The organism is Amycolatopsis sp. NPDC114484 (genome assembly GCF_055633755.1).
In genome coordinates this window covers 1-14,312 of the sequence record NZ_JBVKDQ010000041.1, presented here as the reverse complement: position 1 = coordinate 14,312, position 14,312 = coordinate 1, and the positions used below count along the sequence as shown (strand labels likewise).

The 14,312-nt window shown below is 68.9% G+C and carries 17 protein-coding genes; 6 read left to right on the top strand and 11 right to left on the bottom strand.

Translation table 11 applies throughout. The annotated features are described in order from the left end of the window. Positions 1–37: 37 nt before the first annotated feature. The 3 genes from ACZ7SW_RS44255 to ACZ7SW_RS44245 all read right to left on the bottom strand — a co-directional run bounded on the left by ACZ7SW_RS44255 (position 38) and on the right by ACZ7SW_RS44245 (position 2,605). Positions 38–526, bottom strand: a complete 489-nt coding sequence (locus ACZ7SW_RS44255) for a hypothetical protein (protein ID WP_470236367.1) — start codon at positions 524–526, stop codon at positions 38–40. Between the two features lie 118 nt (positions 527–644). Then, entirely contained in the window at positions 645–2,219 is a 1,575-nt protein-coding gene (locus ACZ7SW_RS44250; RefSeq protein ID WP_470236366.1) for a multicopper oxidase family protein, read from the bottom strand. Beyond that, positions 2,216–2,605 (bottom strand): hypothetical protein, encoded by a 390-nt coding sequence (locus ACZ7SW_RS44245; protein WP_470236365.1) that lies wholly within the window; start codon positions 2,603–2,605, stop codon positions 2,216–2,218. Before ACZ7SW_RS44245 ends, ACZ7SW_RS44250 begins: the two co-directional genes overlap by 4 nt. 107 nt (positions 2,606–2,712) lie before the next feature. On the opposite strand from ACZ7SW_RS44245, the gene ACZ7SW_RS44240 reads away from it, so the two are divergent. Continuing rightward, complete coding sequence (locus tag ACZ7SW_RS44240; protein ID WP_470236364.1) at positions 2,713–3,621, top strand: LysR family transcriptional regulator; 909 nt, start codon at positions 2,713–2,715, stop codon at positions 3,619–3,621. Here ACZ7SW_RS44240 and ACZ7SW_RS44235 read toward each other — a convergent pair. Together ACZ7SW_RS44235 and ACZ7SW_RS44230 are read right to left on the bottom strand one after the other, a co-directional pair. Beyond that, complete coding sequence (locus ACZ7SW_RS44235) at positions 3,573–4,106, bottom strand: NAD(P)H-dependent oxidoreductase (protein WP_470236363.1); 534 nt, start codon at positions 4,104–4,106, stop codon at positions 3,573–3,575. The genes ACZ7SW_RS44240 and ACZ7SW_RS44235 overlap by 49 nt on opposite strands. Beyond that, positions 4,103–5,200, bottom strand: coding sequence for an LLM class flavin-dependent oxidoreductase (locus tag ACZ7SW_RS44230; protein WP_470236362.1), 1,098 nt, complete (start codon positions 5,198–5,200; stop codon positions 4,103–4,105). The genes ACZ7SW_RS44235 and ACZ7SW_RS44230 overlap by 4 nt, the downstream gene beginning before the upstream one ends. Positions 5,201–5,332: 132 nt before the next feature. Between ACZ7SW_RS44230 and ACZ7SW_RS44225 the strand changes: the two genes are divergently transcribed. Both ACZ7SW_RS44225 and ACZ7SW_RS44220 read left to right on the top strand, forming a co-directional pair. Next, positions 5,333–5,773 (top strand): MarR family winged helix-turn-helix transcriptional regulator, encoded by a 441-nt coding sequence (locus ACZ7SW_RS44225; RefSeq protein ID WP_470236361.1) that lies wholly within the window; start codon positions 5,333–5,335, stop codon positions 5,771–5,773. Positions 5,774–5,880: 107 nt separating this feature from the next. Beyond that, positions 5,881–6,816: a helix-turn-helix domain-containing protein gene (locus tag ACZ7SW_RS44220; protein WP_470236360.1), complete on the top strand. Its 936-nt coding sequence runs from the start codon at positions 5,881–5,883 to the stop codon at positions 6,814–6,816. Here the strand turns inward: ACZ7SW_RS44220 and ACZ7SW_RS44215 are convergent. The 3 genes from ACZ7SW_RS44215 to ACZ7SW_RS44205 all read right to left on the bottom strand — a co-directional run bounded on the left by ACZ7SW_RS44215 (position 6,803) and on the right by ACZ7SW_RS44205 (position 9,125). Next, a complete protein-coding gene (locus ACZ7SW_RS44215; protein WP_470236359.1) occupies positions 6,803–7,585 on the bottom strand; it encodes a hypothetical protein in 783 nt (260 codons plus the stop codon). The two genes, ACZ7SW_RS44220 and ACZ7SW_RS44215, sit on opposite strands and share 14 nt — an antisense overlap. A gap of 9 nt (positions 7,586–7,594) precedes the next feature. After that, positions 7,595–8,278, bottom strand: coding sequence for a papain-like cysteine protease family protein (locus ACZ7SW_RS44210; RefSeq protein ID WP_470236358.1), 684 nt, complete (start codon positions 8,276–8,278; stop codon positions 7,595–7,597). A 253-nt stretch (positions 8,279–8,531) separates the two neighbouring features. Beyond that, positions 8,532–9,125, bottom strand: coding sequence for a TetR/AcrR family transcriptional regulator (locus ACZ7SW_RS44205; protein ID WP_470236357.1), 594 nt, complete (start codon positions 9,123–9,125; stop codon positions 8,532–8,534). Between the two features lie 89 nt (positions 9,126–9,214). On the opposite strand from ACZ7SW_RS44205, the gene ACZ7SW_RS44200 reads away from it, so the two are divergent. Next, a complete protein-coding gene (locus tag ACZ7SW_RS44200; RefSeq protein ID WP_470236356.1) occupies positions 9,215–9,721 on the top strand; it encodes a DUF1453 domain-containing protein in 507 nt (168 codons plus the stop codon). 4 nt (positions 9,722–9,725) lie between these two features. Here the strand turns inward: ACZ7SW_RS44200 and ACZ7SW_RS44195 are convergent, their stop codons facing one another. Beyond that, a complete protein-coding gene (locus ACZ7SW_RS44195) occupies positions 9,726–10,619 on the bottom strand; it encodes a hypothetical protein (protein ID WP_470236355.1) in 894 nt (297 codons plus the stop codon). 58 nt (positions 10,620–10,677) lie between these two features. Continuing rightward, positions 10,678–11,886: a cytochrome P450 gene (locus tag ACZ7SW_RS44190; protein ID WP_470236354.1), complete on the bottom strand. Its 1,209-nt coding sequence runs from the start codon at positions 11,884–11,886 to the stop codon at positions 10,678–10,680. A 100-nt stretch (positions 11,887–11,986) separates the two neighbouring features. On the opposite strand from ACZ7SW_RS44190, the gene ACZ7SW_RS44185 reads away from it, so the two are divergent. Then, positions 11,987–12,784: a thymidylate synthase gene (locus tag ACZ7SW_RS44185; RefSeq protein ID WP_470236353.1), complete on the top strand. Its 798-nt coding sequence runs from the start codon at positions 11,987–11,989 to the stop codon at positions 12,782–12,784. Further along, positions 12,784–13,245 carry a dihydrofolate reductase gene (locus ACZ7SW_RS44180; protein WP_470236352.1) on the top strand — a complete coding sequence of 154 codons (462 nt, stop codon included), beginning with the start codon at positions 12,784–12,786 and terminating at the stop codon, positions 13,243–13,245. The genes ACZ7SW_RS44185 and ACZ7SW_RS44180 overlap by 1 nt, the downstream gene beginning before the upstream one ends. Here the strand turns inward: ACZ7SW_RS44180 and ACZ7SW_RS44175 are convergent. Further along, positions 13,242–14,144 (bottom strand): S66 peptidase family protein, encoded by a 903-nt coding sequence (locus ACZ7SW_RS44175; protein ID WP_470236351.1) that lies wholly within the window; start codon positions 14,142–14,144, stop codon positions 13,242–13,244. The genes ACZ7SW_RS44180 and ACZ7SW_RS44175 overlap by 4 nt on opposite strands. Between the last annotated feature and the right edge of the window lie 168 nt (positions 14,145–14,312).

Genomic DNA, 14,312 nt, shown 5'->3' with positions numbered 1-14,312 from the left:
AGTGCCGCGGCCGTCGGCACTCGACGTCCCCGCCCGGTCAGGGTCGGAAGAAACCGCTGGCGTAATCGCAGGTCACCTGCACGGAATTGTTCCGGGCGCAGTTCCCGCCCGCGGAACTGGCGATGGTCACGACGCCGCCGGTGCGGTTGGCGATGATGGCTGAGGCCAGCGCCTCCACCGGGATGCCCTTCGGGACCGACACCGACTTGTTGCCGGGCGAGGTGGTGAACAGCAACTGGGTGAACGCGCTGGGATTGGTGCCGAAGGCCAGCGTGCCGAACCCGGTCGTCAACCGGGAGGACAGGGAGATTTGCGCCGGAGCGGAACAAAAGACACCGAGCGACCAGAACACGTTCGGCGGGGAGCCGGGGAATTCGGAAAACTTCACCTGCAGCGGACCGGAATTGCACGTCACCGAGTTCGCCGCTGGTCTCGGCGAGGCCGTCGCGGCTGTTTGGCCGCTCAGGGCCAGTACCGCGGACAGGCCCAGTGCCACCCCGGCCAGCCGTCTTGTGGAGTTCGCCATTGCCGCACCTCCAGAATCGAAGAGGAAACCGTCGCGGTCAGCGTAGGAAGGCCGCCGCGCGGGGTCACGGTGACGGGACCACCCAACGATCGACGCTCGCGGTGACCGCGCCACCTCCCTAAACGGTCTTGAACGTGGCCATCATCCCCATGTCCTCGTGCTCGGCGTTGTGGCAATGGAACATGTACCGCCCGCGATACCCGTCGAACCGGGCGATCACCTCGACCGCCTCGCCAGGCTGAAGGTCCACAGTGTCCTTTCGCCCGGCATCGTGCGGGGCGGGCTCCTTGCCGCCGCGGGAAAGCACCTGGAAGTGCACCAGGTGCAGGTGGATCGGATGGTGCAGATCCGCGATGAACCGCCAGATCTCGACGTCGCCGAGCTTCGGCTGGGCCGCGATCCGGGTCGGGGTGAAGGCTTCACCGCCGATGGTCCAGCCGTGCCTTCCGTTGAACTGTCCACTTCGGAACGCGAACTCGCGCGTCACTGTCGCCTGCGCTCGGTCGAGACGCTCCACTTCGGACAGTTTGGCCGGGATGCGGCTGTCGTCTTTCGCTCGGCGGGCGACCCGGAAGCGCATTACCTGTGCGGTGGTTCCGGTGCCGAGGCGATTGACCAGCGTCACTTCGGTGCCAACCGGATAGGCACCGAAATCGACCACCATGTCGTACCGTTCGGCAGGCGCGATCGGCAGATGTTCGTGGCCGCGCGGGGCGTCGAGCAAGCCCTGATCCGAGCCGATCTGCGTGAACGCGGGCCCGCTCGGCGGTGGCGGGTTGAGCGCGAGGTCGTAGCGACGGGCGTTGGAACCGTTGAGGAATCGCAGCCGATACCGGGTCGCCGACACTTCCGCGACCGGCCACGGTGCGCCGTTCACCAGCAACACGTCACCGAGAACCCCTGCGGCATAAGCGTCTTCGACACCCGGCACGGTTCGCAGCGAAGGATCGAGCGACGGGTATCGCATCGAACCGTCTTCGGCGAACGCGCGGTCGGTGATCATCAGCGGGATCTCCCGCTCCCCGCGCGGCAGTGGCAGAGCGTCTTCCTCGGCGTCGCGGACGATGTGCAGTCCGGCGAGCCCGCGATACACCGCCGGGCCGGTGAAATCCATCCGGTGGTCGTGATACCAGAGCATCGCGGCCTTCTGCCGCAACGGATACGTGTACTCGCGGGTGCCGGTGGTGACGACGGCGTCCGGATCGGCCATGCCCGAGTGACCGTGTCCGGCGCTGGCCAGGTACCGGCCGTCAGCGGGCAGGACGAGGTCGGTCGCGTATCCGTCGGACTCCGGCGGCGTGCGTCCGCCGTGCAGGTGCACGACGGTCGGCACCGGAAGCTCGTTGCGGTGCCGGACAATCGTGGTCCGGCCGCTGCGGGATTCGATCGTCGGTCCGGGGAAAGTGCCTTGGTATCCCCAAATCGGCGTGCGCACTCCGGGCAGGATCTCCGCGGTGCTCGCGCGCTGGACGACCTCGTACCGGTCGACGCCGCCGTCGCGGGATACCGGCTTCAGCACCGGTGGGAGCGGAAGCGGAATTTGAAATGGTTGCGGCAGCGGGACTTCGCTGATCAGCAGTTCGCCAGTGGCGGCGGCCGGCCGGAACAACCGGGGGGTGACGAACCCGGCCGTGAGCACTACTCCAGCACCGCCCGCCAAGCCCAGAAACCGGCGTCGTGACATCCCGCTCATCGCCGCGTCCCGGTCCGCCAGATGCCGAACAACGTCCCGAGCGCGATCGCGACGAGCGCGACACCGAGCGGAATGTGCAGGTCAAGGGCGCCGGCCTGGCCCGCGAAGTACTGCGCGGTCTCGCCGCCGGCCAGCAGCAGGCTCGCCCAGAACGGCCACTGGACGCCGCCCCGCCACCAGTACAACGCGGCGGGCACGAGCTGCGCCAGCGCGACGGTCGACACGATGTTCGCGCCGAGTTCGTGCATCGCCAGCATGTCGTAGTCGCCGATCAGATACCGTCCGGCGAACACCGGCTGGCCCAGGATCGCGACGGCGTGGAGCGTCACGAAGGCCCGCAGCACCACCAGCGACGTCCGCCCGCGTGTTAGGACCGCTTCGGCCACTGTTCCCCCTTGTGCGCGTAAGTCTTCCCCCGAACAGACGCTAAGCTGAACTTCTCATGCCGTCCAAGACCAAATTCGGCATATACTCATGACCTCGGAGCTATGAGATGGACCTGCTGCAGCTGCGCTACTTCCAGGCGGTCGCCTACCGCGGCCACCTCAGCCAGGCGGCGGCCGAACTGCACATCGCGCAACCGTCGCTGAGCCGGGCGATCGCGCGGCTGGAGGCGGATCTCGGCGTGCCGCTGTTCGAGCGCGCCGGACGGGGGCTGCGGCTCAACCACTTCGGGACCACGTTCCTGCGCCGCGTCGACCGGGCCCTGCGCGAACTCGACGACGCCCGCCAGGAACTCGTCGATCTGGCCGGCCTTGACCACGGCCGGGTCGCCGTCGCGTCGGAAACCCTGCTCACGCTCACCGGTCTGATGAGCGCCTTCCGCGCCGAGTACCCCGGCATCGAGCTGCGGCTGTACCAATCGTCGGCGGAAACCATGGCGCAGCAGCTGTGCGCGGGCGAGGTCGATCTGTGCTTCGCTTCGCAACCGCTGCTGCAGCCCGGCCTGCAGGCGCGGGAGCTGCTGCGCGAGGAGGTGCTGCTGGCCGTGCCCGGCACGCACCGGCTCGCGGGGCGCGAACGCGTGCGGATGGCGGACCTCGCGAACGAGCCCATGGTGACCACCCGGCCCGGCTACTGGCCGCGCACCCTGGCCGACCGCCTCTTCGCCGAAGCCGGTCTGGAACCCCACTACTCGTGCGAGAGCGACGAACCCGGCGCGACCGGCCAGCTGATCGCGAGCGGCCTGGGGATCGGGTTGGTACCGGAGGTCGCCCGACAGGCCGCCAAGGGCGAGACGGCCGTCGGGCTGCGCCTGGATGTCCCGGATTGCTACCGGACATTGACGGTGGTGCGGCGTGCGGACACCTATCTTTCCGCCGCGGCACAACGGTTGACGGAGTTCGCCACGGTCTACTTCGGCACCGGAAGGCACCGGACCGCGGACGAGAGCGCGACCTGAATCCTCCCGTGCACGCGAGGATTCAGCAGCACGGTTCCGTCGAAGTCCCCGCTGGAAGCGAAGATCGCGACCGGCAGGGTCAGGGCCTGGAAGAACCCGAACAACGGCCGCAGCGCGTGCTCCAGCACCAGCGCGTGGTGGTCGCCGCCGCCGGTCGCGGCCAGCAACACGGGTTTGTCGACGAGTGCGTACTGGCCGACAAGATCGAAGAACTGCTTGAACATCCCGGGATACGAGCCGCGGAACACCGGGGTCGCCGCGATCAGCAGATCGGCTTTTTCGGCGGTCCGCAACGCGGCCTCGACGTCCGGCGGCACGTCCTCGCGCTCGACCGATCCGGCAAGCCCCAGCCGGTAGACATCGATCCGGGTCGGCGTAATGGGGACCAGTTCACCGAGGGTTTCCAGGATGACGTCCACCAGGCCCACCGTTTTGGACGGCCGGCTCGGGCTCCCGTCGACGACCGCCACCCGCAGCCCGCTCACGCCGCGACCTCCCGTCGCACGACCGGCGCGACCTCGGTGCCGAGCCGCTCGATCGCTTCGAGGTGTTCCTTCTGCGGCATCCCGCCGAAACCGAGCTGGACCAGGACCCGGTTCAGCCCGTAGAACTCGTGGTAGGCAAGCAGTTTCTCGATCAGCTCCGCGGAACTTCCCACCAGCAGCCCCGAGCCGGGCGAAGCCTGAACTTCAAAGGCGGACCGGGAGAGCAACATGCCTTCGCCGCGCTGATGATTGTTCTCCAGCATGCCCTGCGCGAAGTAGGGATACATCGTCTCGCGCGCCTCTTGGCTCGTGCGCCCGACAAATCCGTGCACGTTGATGCTGATCGCCGCTGGAGCATGCCCGGCTTCCCGCGCCGCTTGCCGGTAGATCGCGGCGGTCTGCTCGTGCTGCGTTAACGGCCCCAACAGCAACGCCATCGGCAGTCCGCGCCGTCCGGTGCTGACCGCCGAAGCCGCGGATCCGCCGACGCCCACCCAGATCGGCAGGCCGTCCGCGCGCGGCGCGATGTCGGCATCGACCAGCGGCGCGCGGAACTTTCCCTTCCAGGTCAACGGATTCTGGTCGCGGATCGCCAGCAGGAGGTCGAGCTTTTCCCGGAAGAGATCGGCGTAGTCGGCGAGGTCGTAACCGAAAAGCGGAAAAGACTCGGTGTACGACCCGCGGCCCGCGATGATCTCGGCGCGTCCCTTGGACAACAGGTCGATCGTCGCGAACTGCTCCCACACCCGCACCGGGTCCTCGGAACTCAGCACGGTCACCGCGCTGGTCAGCCTGATCCACTCGGTGCGCTCGGCCGCCGCAGCGAGCAGGATCGAGGGCGCGGACCCGACGAAGTCGGTGCGGTGGTGCTCGCCGACGCCGAAGACGTCCAATCCGACCTGGTCAGCGAGCTGCGCCTGCTCGATCGTTTCGCGCGCCCGCTGCCGCGGCGAGGGGAGCGCCCCGGAAACCGGGTCCTTGGTGAGTTCTCCGAAGGTCAGGATGCCGATTTCGAACGGCCGCGGCCCCGTGGTCCGGGCGGCAGTGGTCTCGGAGCCAGTGGTCTCGGAGCCAGTGGTCTGCGGTTCAGCCATGGTCGGTGCTCCTTTCCGGCGCCCGGCCGCCGGTCGCGGCCGAGCCTGCCGGAATTAACCTGTCTGCGCAGACAACTATTTCCGCCGATGGCCGTGCTCACCCGTTTGCCGGGCCCCGGCTACCGTGTCGCCATGGCGAGCGACGGTCTGCGGGACCTGGAACAGGAGGCGTGGAGCGGATTCCTGTTCACGCACGAGCGGCTGTGGCGCGCGCTGGCGGACGGGCTCGCGCCGCTGAACGTGAGCATGGCGGAGTACAGCGTGCTAGCCCTGTTGGCCGAAGCCGGCGACGCGGGCATGCGGATGACCGACCTCGCTCAGCGCCGCCTGATGTCCACCGGCGGCTTCACCCGGCTGGCCGACCGCCTCGTCAGCCGCGGCCTGATCGAACGCCGCCAATCGGCGGTAGACGCCCGCAGCTTCGACGCGGTTTTGACCGCGCGGGGCCGCGCGCTGATCCGCAAAGCCCGCCGTCGGCACCACGAAGACTTGCGGGCGCTGTTCTTCGACCGGCTGGACGACGAACAGCTGCGCCTTCTGGCGGGCATCTGGCGGACCCTCGAAGACGGCTGAGCCTCCCCAAGCCGGGGGAAATGTCCGATTCTCGACCATGGACGGTTGTTGCCCGGTCACGAACTGCTCATGCTGAACAGCTATTCGGCACGAGCAGGGGAAGCCAGATGCAGCAGCAGAGCTTGGCGGTCCGGTGGTCGTCGCGAACAGTCCGGTCCGGCCCGTTTCACCGCGCGTTGTCCGAGGCCGTCGACCGGCGCGGGCTGTCCCTTTCGCGGCTTCGCGCGCATCTCGCCGCGCACGGGGTCTCGGTCGCCGAGTCCACGCTGAGTTACTGGCAGCGGGGACTGCGCAGCCCGTCCGCCCCGCGTTCGCTCGACGTCGTGCGCGCTCTGGAGTCGGTGCTGAACCTGCCGCCGGACAGCCTGGTCGTGCTGATCGGGCCGCACCGGACCGCGGACGCCGACCGCAGGCCGTCGCTGCCGGAACTCCAGCAGAGCTGGGCGGAAACGTTCGCGCTGCGCGACGAGCTGAGCGGGATGCCCGGCAGCGAGGAGAACGCGGACCTCGACGTCGCGACGGTGGTCGACGTGCTGACGCTCGGCGCGCAAGGCCGGACCGAGGAGATCTCGTCGACCATGGTGGTGCGGGCGCGAAGATCCGGTCCGGACAGTTTCCTGGTGACGCACCAGGACGAGGACGGCAGCGACGTCACGGCGACGGAGATCATCGCGGTCGACGGCTGCCGGGTCGGGCGGGTGCGGCGCAGCGTGCGGTCGGCGGGGATGGTGTTCGAGGTGCTCTTCGACCGGGGCCTCGCCGAGGGGGAGACGCATACGTTCGGGTTCACGCTGCGTCCCGCCGCCTCGGTCCGGCCGGGGAGCTTCCACCGGGTCGTGCGCTCCCGCATGTCGGCGTACCTGCTGCGGCTGCGCTTCGACCCGGCCGCGCTGCCCGCGCGCTGCCTGCGGACCATCCGGCCGAGGGAAGACCTGGAACTGCTGGTCCGCGAGCCGCTGTTCTGCGGGCCGGGGAACACGGTCAGCGCCTACTTCGAGGAACTCGGCGTAGGCATCGCCGGGGTCGATCTCATTTGGGACTGATCCGCCGTTTCGTCCAGCGCCACAACAGGAACGCGCCGGCGGCCGCCACCGCGGAGCCGAACACGATCAGCCCGACGGTCAGCGAACCGGCCGGTCCGGTGTCGCGCTGGAGGGTCTGCTTGAACCCGATCCCGCCGCCCCGCTGGTACTGCGAGCCGGGCAGCTTGTCGGCGTAGCGGGAATGCACCTGCTGCTCGTAGTCGGCGATCGGCGTGAACTGGCCGACCGGCGACTGGGGAAGGCTGGCCTGCAGGAGCACGACGCCGTCGCGGCCGAGGTCGTACCACCCGTTGATCTGCGGTTCGTTCAGCAGCACCGAACCCGGGCGCAGCCGGGCGCTGAGCGTCTCCTCGTCGTTGCCGGACAACACGTTCCCGACCGACCAGCCGCCCGGCGCGGCGTGATCGGGCGCGGCGCGGAGGGTGGCTTTCGCCCCGGTCGCGGAGGTGGCCGTCACCGCGATCGAGCGCAGCACCCCTGCCGGGGCCCCCGGCTTCGCCGCGACGAAGTCGGGATTGAGCGTGTAGACCGGGATTCCCTTGTGCGCCAGCGTGATCCGGCCTGGATCGCTGTGCCCGACCTGCCGGAAGTTCGACGTGGCGAAACTGATCGCACGTGCCGTTTCCGCGGCTTTGACCGCGGCCGCGACGTCCTGCTCCGACGGCGGCGCGACCCACGAGGCCCCGGCGGCCTCGGCGGGACCGGCGGACAGGAGCGCCGCGACCGCGATCGCCGCGCCGGCGGCGAACTTCCGGCAGATCTCACCCATGACGGCTCGTCAGCCCTTCTTGATGTTGACGATGGTGTCGTTCCAGTTGAACTGGGCGTTGCTCTGGTACTGGGTGTAATCCCAGGTCTGGTAGCGCTCGTAGCTGGGCCACGGGTCGCCGACCATGATCGAGTTGTTGGCGCTGTCGTATCCGTAGATCACTTCGGCGTGCCCGCCGCCCGAGGTCCAGTAGATCCCGGTCAGGTTCAGGATTCCGGAGTTGACCTGGTTCTGGACCGAGTCGTAGCTGATCGGCCCGTTCGCGCTCTCCGCGGAGAATCCGGTGCCGATGAAGCCCTGCACGATCTCCGAGATCTGCCCGCCCTCGTTCGGGCAGTACCCGGACTGGGTTCCCTTGCCCGCCGCGCAGAAATCGGCCTGCGAGGCGGTGCCGCCCTGCGACTGCTCGATGCTGGAGCCGTCCGCGGCCCAGCACCACTGGTCGTTTTCCTGTACCTGCTGGTTGTACGAGAGCTGCTTCGACGCGGGCAGCGCGGCGCGGTTCAGGTGCCCGCCGAGCGGCTGGACTTCGCGCACCTGGGTGTGCGTGGCGGTCTTGATGAGGCCGTTCGGCTGATTCGCGTCGTTGGTCGACTGGGCCAGCGCGGTGCCCGGCAGCAGCGCCACGGCAAGCGCGGCTGCCCCGGTCGCCACCGTAATCCGGACTGTCCGCCGGGTGGGTCGGTAATCCATCGAATCTCCTTGTGCCAGACGGGGAAGAGGGAGCTTGCCGGGTGACCCGGCCGAGCATCACTGTGTTCTCGTCCGTTCCCGCAGAGCAACGGCCCCGGCACGCGGTGTGAGTGTTCACAGCCGGTTGTGCGGGGAAACGACTAGCACCGTCGCGGTTTCGCTCATCGCGGTGACAGGTAATTCGCAATATTCACCACGCGTTCACACTCGATGAACCGCGCTGGGGAGGGCTTGGTCCACAACGGACCCGGGGTTACGGCAGGCTTCGCCGCAGCGCGCTGCGGAGCAGTTCCGGAGGCGTCGATTCCGGGTACAGGACGGCCTGCATGGTCAGCCCGTCGAGCAGCGCGGAAAGCCGGACCGATTCGACGGTCAGGTCCAGTTCCCCGGGGAGCCGCCCGAGGGCGACGGCCTCGCGCAGGATCCGGGTGATGAGGTCGCGCACGTACTGGTGCTGGGCGTCGGCGCTCGCGCGGAACGCCGGACGGGTGCGGGCGGCGACGGTGAAGGCCAGCCACGCGACCGCTTCGTCCCGGCGGTCGTCGTCGAGCGGGAGGAACTCGGCGAGCAGGTCTTCGACCAGGGTCCGGCGGTCGGCGTCGGCCTTGAGCAGCCGGTCCGCGCGGACCGCGACGCGCTCGCCGATCCGGCGGCCGAGCTGGTCCATGGTGAAAAGCATCATCGCCTCGTGGTCGGCGAAGTAATGCCGGATCGACCCGATCGCGAGGCCCGCTTCCTTGGCCACGTTGCCGAGCGTCGCGCCCTCGACGCCGGTGCGGCGGACCACCCGGACCACGGCCTCGCTCACGGCCGTCCGCCGGTCCTCCGGCACCACGATCTTCGGCATGGTTGCGTTTATAGCACGATGATGCCACGATGGATTTAGCATGACAGTGCTAAAAAGGTTGCCGGTCGGTCTGGGGTAGGGGGTCCGCGATGAGCGGGTGGGTGCTCGTGAGCTTGGTCGTCGGCGTCGTGGTGATGCTGGTGTTCCGGATGTTCGGGGAGCCGTTGAACTGGCGCGACACGGTCGCGCCGCCGGTGGTGCTGATCGCCATCGGCATCGCGGGGGCGGTCGGCTTCACGGGGCTGACCAGCACTGACGTGTGGTGGATCGTCGGCAGCTGCGCGGTCGGTCTCGCCTTCGGCGCGGCGCGCGGGGCGACGATCCGGCTTTATGCGAAGAAGGGCGAGCTGTGGCAGCGCTACCGGAAGTCGAGCCTCGCGCTGTTCGTGCTCGGCGTGGCCGTGTCGATCGGATTCACTGTGCTGGCAGTGAAATTCGGCATGCACGAACAGGCGCGACCGCATCAGCTCGCGATCGGCGTCAGCTTCGCGGGCGAAGCGCTGGTGCTCATCCCGCGCGGGCTGATGTCGGACGTGCCGTTCGCGAAGGACAAGGAACGGCCGTGGGACAAGTGGCTGCGGTCCCGGGCTCGCTGACGGCTCAGGACAATTCGGCCTGCCGCCGTCGCAGCTCGTCGATGACCTGGTCGAACACGGCGCGGTGGGCTTCGAGCCGGTCGAGCGCCAGGCTGATCGACTCCTGCACCTGCTCGACGTCCTCGGCGGCGATCTCGACCTCGTCCGCCCGTACGGCGGTGGTCGTCCCGACGGTCAGCGGACGGTCGACGCGGGGGAGGAGCCGTCCTTCCGGCTCCCGGTCGAGCCAGGACGCCAGGTCCCGCATCTCGTCGTCGAGCCGCACCGTCCACGACTGCCGCCGCCGCGCCTCCCGTCCCGGATCGCGGCGTTCCCATCCCGCGACGACCATGTCCGAGATGGCCCCGGCCGCGGTGCGGCACGCGACTTCCAGGCGGGGCAGCGGATCCAGCCCGATCGTCGAGATCTCCTCCAGTACGGGTTCGCCCGCGGTCCACACCCCGTCGACGGTGTGGGTCTCGGCGACGTCGTGCGCGGTGGCGAGCAGGACGCTGATCGCCTCGCGCACGTTCGCCACGTCGGCCGGGTCCAGGTCCTCGTCGGTCAGCCGGTGCGGCGATTCGGTGCGCGGCGGGCGTTCCCCGGCCGGCCAGGAGCGGGTCCCGCCGCGCCGCCGATAGTGCTGCTGCATCGCCTGTTTGGACCGGTTGCCGTACTCCGCCCCCAGCTGTTCCCAGGTCCAGCCGCGGTCGAGAACCGATTCGATCAGCGTGACCTCGGCCCGGTCCAGGTCGGCGCGGACGTCCGGGACCAGGTGCAACGCCCCCGCCGCGTCCTCGGCGCCGAGGTCTTCGCCGGGTGGGCGCCCGGACCTCGCCGCGCGCAGCAGTTCGCTGAGGAAGGGGTTTTCGCGCTGCCGGAAGTACCGGGTCGCCATCGCCTGCACGGAGTCGGTCATGTCCGTCAACGTATAGGTTGACGATGCATGCGTCAACTGATCCGTTGACGCGTTGGTCTCACCAGGTCACGGGCAGCTCGTGGACGCCGTAGATGTTCATGGCGGTCCGCAGCGGCACCTCCTCCGGCGGGACCGCGAGCGCGAGCGTCGGGAAGCGGCGCAGCAGTCCGGCGAATCCGGCGCGCATTTCGATCCGGGCGAGCTGCTGGCCGAGGCATTGGTGCACGCCGTGGCCGAAGGACAGATGTGTGCGCGCTTTCCGCTCGACGTCGAGTTCGTCGCCTTCGCGGAAATGCGAGGGGTCGCGATTGGCGGCCAGCATCGAAATGAGAACAGTCGATCCCTTGGGAATCTTTTCGCCGCCGAGTTCGAGGTCTTCGGACGCGTAGCGGAACAGGACGTCGACCACCGCGAGATAGCGCAGCAATTCCTCGACCGCGCCGGGGATCAGATCCGGGTCGGCGCGCAGCGCGGCCAGTTGCTCCGGGTTTTCCAGCAGGGCGAAGGTGCCGAGCGCGAGCATGTTCGCCGTCGTCTCGTGCCCGGCGAGCAGCAGCAGGAACCCGATCCCGACGAGTTCCTCGACGCTGAGATCGTCGTCGCGGGCCAGGTCGGACAGGATGTCCGAGCCGGGTTCCGCGCGCTTGCGCACCGCCAGTTCGCCGAGAAACGACGACAGCTCCGTCCAGGCGGCCGTCTTGTCTTCGATGCTCTGGTCCCGGAGCATCATTTGCGCGGAGTTCTTCTGGAACATCTCCCGGTCCGCGAAGGGGACGCCGAGCATTTCGCAGATCACCAGCGACGGGACCGGAAGCGCGAATTCCTTGACCAGATCGACCGGCGGCGCGCAGTCGGCCAAGTGATCGAGCTGCCGCTGCGTGATTTCGACAATGTGTTCTTCGAGCCGTTTCATCCGGTTGACGGTGAACGCGCCGGTGAGCTTCTTGCGCAGCCGGGTGTGGTCCGGCGGGTCCATCGTGATGAACAGGCCGGGCACCTGCGGCGACGGGTCGAACTCCTCCTGTGCCTCCGGCATGCTCGGCGTTTCGTAGGGCACGTGCACGGCGCCGAGGTCCTGGCGCGAGCTGAACCGCGGGTCGGCCAGCGCCTGGCGGGCCGCGTCGTAGCCGGTGACCAGCCAGCCGTCGTGCCCGTCCGGGAATTTCAGCGGGCTCACCGGCCGGTCCTCCCGCAGCCGGGTGATGGCGGACGGCGGGGCGAACGGGCCTGCGTCGCGGTCGAGCGGCAGGCCGGGCGGGCGTGTCATCGTCGGATTCCCCTTTGTTCGTGGTGGTACGACCAGCGTCACCGCGGCCGCTGATATCCCGCTGACACGGCCCTGCCCCGATCTCGATTACGATCCGGGTATGCCGGACACGCAGTACGAAGACCTGCTTCAGCACGTGCTCGACACCGGAGCCGGGAAGGGGGACCGCACCGGTACGGGCACGCGGTCGATTTTCGGGCACCAGCTGCGCTACCGGCTGGCCGACGGATTCCCGCTGATCACCACGAAAAAGGTGCACTTCCGGTCGATCGCCTACGAACTGCTGTGGTTCCTGCGCGGCGACTCGAACGTCAACTGGCTGCGTGACCAGGGCGTCACGATCTGGGACGAATGGGCGGCCCCGGACGGCGACCTCGGCCCGGTCTACGGCGTGCAGTGGCGCTCCTGGCCGACGCCCGACGGCGGCCACATCGACCAGATCAGCGAGGTCCTTCGCACTCTGCGCGAGAACCCGGATTCGCGGCGGATCATCGTGTCGGCCTGGAACGTGGCGGACATCCCGCGGATGGCGCTGCCGCCGTGTCACGCGTTCTTCCAGTTCTACGTGGCCGACGGCGAGCTGTCCTGCCAGCTGTACCAGCGCAGCGCGGACCTGTTCCTCGGCGTGCCGTTCAACATCGCCAGCTACGCCCTGCTGACGCACATGATCGCCGACCAGGTCGGCCTGCGGGTCGGCGATTTCGTCTGGACCGGCGGCGACTGCCACATCTACGACAACCACGTCGACCAGGTGCGCAAGCAGCTTTCCCGGGACGCGCGGCCGTTTCCGTCGCTGAGCCTGAAGCCGGCGGAGAGCCTGTTCGAGTACCGCTACGAGGACATCGCGCTGGAGGGCTACGACCCGCACCCCGGCATCAAGGCTCCGGTGGCAGTGTGATGATCGGACTCATCTGGGCGCAATCGGCGAACCGTGTGATCGGTCGCGACAACGCGTTGCCGTGGCACATCCCGGAGGACATGAAGCACTTCCGCACGGTGACTGCGGGCGCGACGGTGCTCATGGGCCGGCGCACGTGGGAGTCGCTGCCGGAGCGCTTCCGGCCGCTGCCGGGACGGCGCAACCTGGTGGTGTCGAGCACGCCGCAGGACGGCGCGGAGACGTTCCCCGGCCTGGAGCAAGCGTTTGCGGCCGCCGACGGCGACGTGTGGGTGATGGGCGGCGCGCGGATTTACCAGGAGTCGCTGCCGTTCGCCGACCGGATCGAGGTGACCGAACTGGCGGAGTCCTTCGAGGGCGACGTCTACGCGCCGGAGATCGGCCGGGAGCCGGACACCGTCGGGGAATGGCAGGAGTCGAAGAACGGGCTGCACTTCCGGCACCTGAGCTGGGGCGCCTAGCTGACCGCCGCACCGACGGTGAGCGTATCCGCGTCGAGCGTCGCGATCGGTCCGAGCGGGACTGAGAGCGGTGCGTCGCCGTGGCCGACGTCGATGCCGCCGGCCACCGGGACGTCCAGCGCGCCGAGCCGGTCGCGCAGCACGTCGAGCACGGTCCAGCCGCGGTCGGTGTAGTCCTCGAACCCGGGGAACCGGCCGAGCGCGATGCCGCGCAGGCCGCGCAGCGAACCGGACCGCATGAGGTGCGTCAGCTGGCGGTCGACCTGCCCCAGCCCGATCGCGCGCGGGGCTTCGAGGAAGAGGATCGCGCCGTCAAGGCTGGGCAGTCCGGCCCCGATGAACCCGATGACGGTGCCGAGATGCCCGCCGACGAGGTTCCCGGTGGCGGTCCCGGGAAACGAGACCGCGGCGGTGAGCGAGTCCGGGTCCCGGTGCAGGGTCGTGGGCTCGGGTTCGAACAGCAGCCGCCGGGTCGATTCGGCGGAGCGCGCGCCGTCGAGGAAGCCGTGGATCCCGGCGATCCGGCAGTGCCGCCACAACGCGAGGTGCAGGTTGGTGATGTCGCTGAACCCCATGAGCGGCTTGGGATCCGCGCGTACGGCCGCGAAATCGATCCCGTCGGCGATCCGGTACGCCCCGGCCCCGCCGCGGGTCGCGATGACCGCGCGCACGCCGGGATCGCGATAGGCGTCGTTGAGATCGGCGAGCCGGTCCTCGTCGCGCCCGGCGAGGTAGCCGTGCCGGTCGAGGGCGTGCTTGCCGACTTCGACGGTCAGGCCCCAGTTTTCCAGCGTACGCACGGATTCCGCGAGCAGCTCGGCGGTCGGCCAGCTCGCCGGGGAGACGAGCCGTACTCGGTCTCCGCGTCGGATTCGGGGCGGCAGCACGACGTCGGTCACCTGAGCACTTTCGCAGATTGCGCGCGGTAGCGGACACTGCCTGGCCGCTTCCTCTGCGACCGTGGCGTTGTTCAGGAAAGACATCTCAGGTTCTTAAAAGTCAAGCCGCAGCAGTGAGCGGAGGTGGAAAGGCCTGATGTTCGTCGAAAGGTTGTCCTGTTTGGAGGC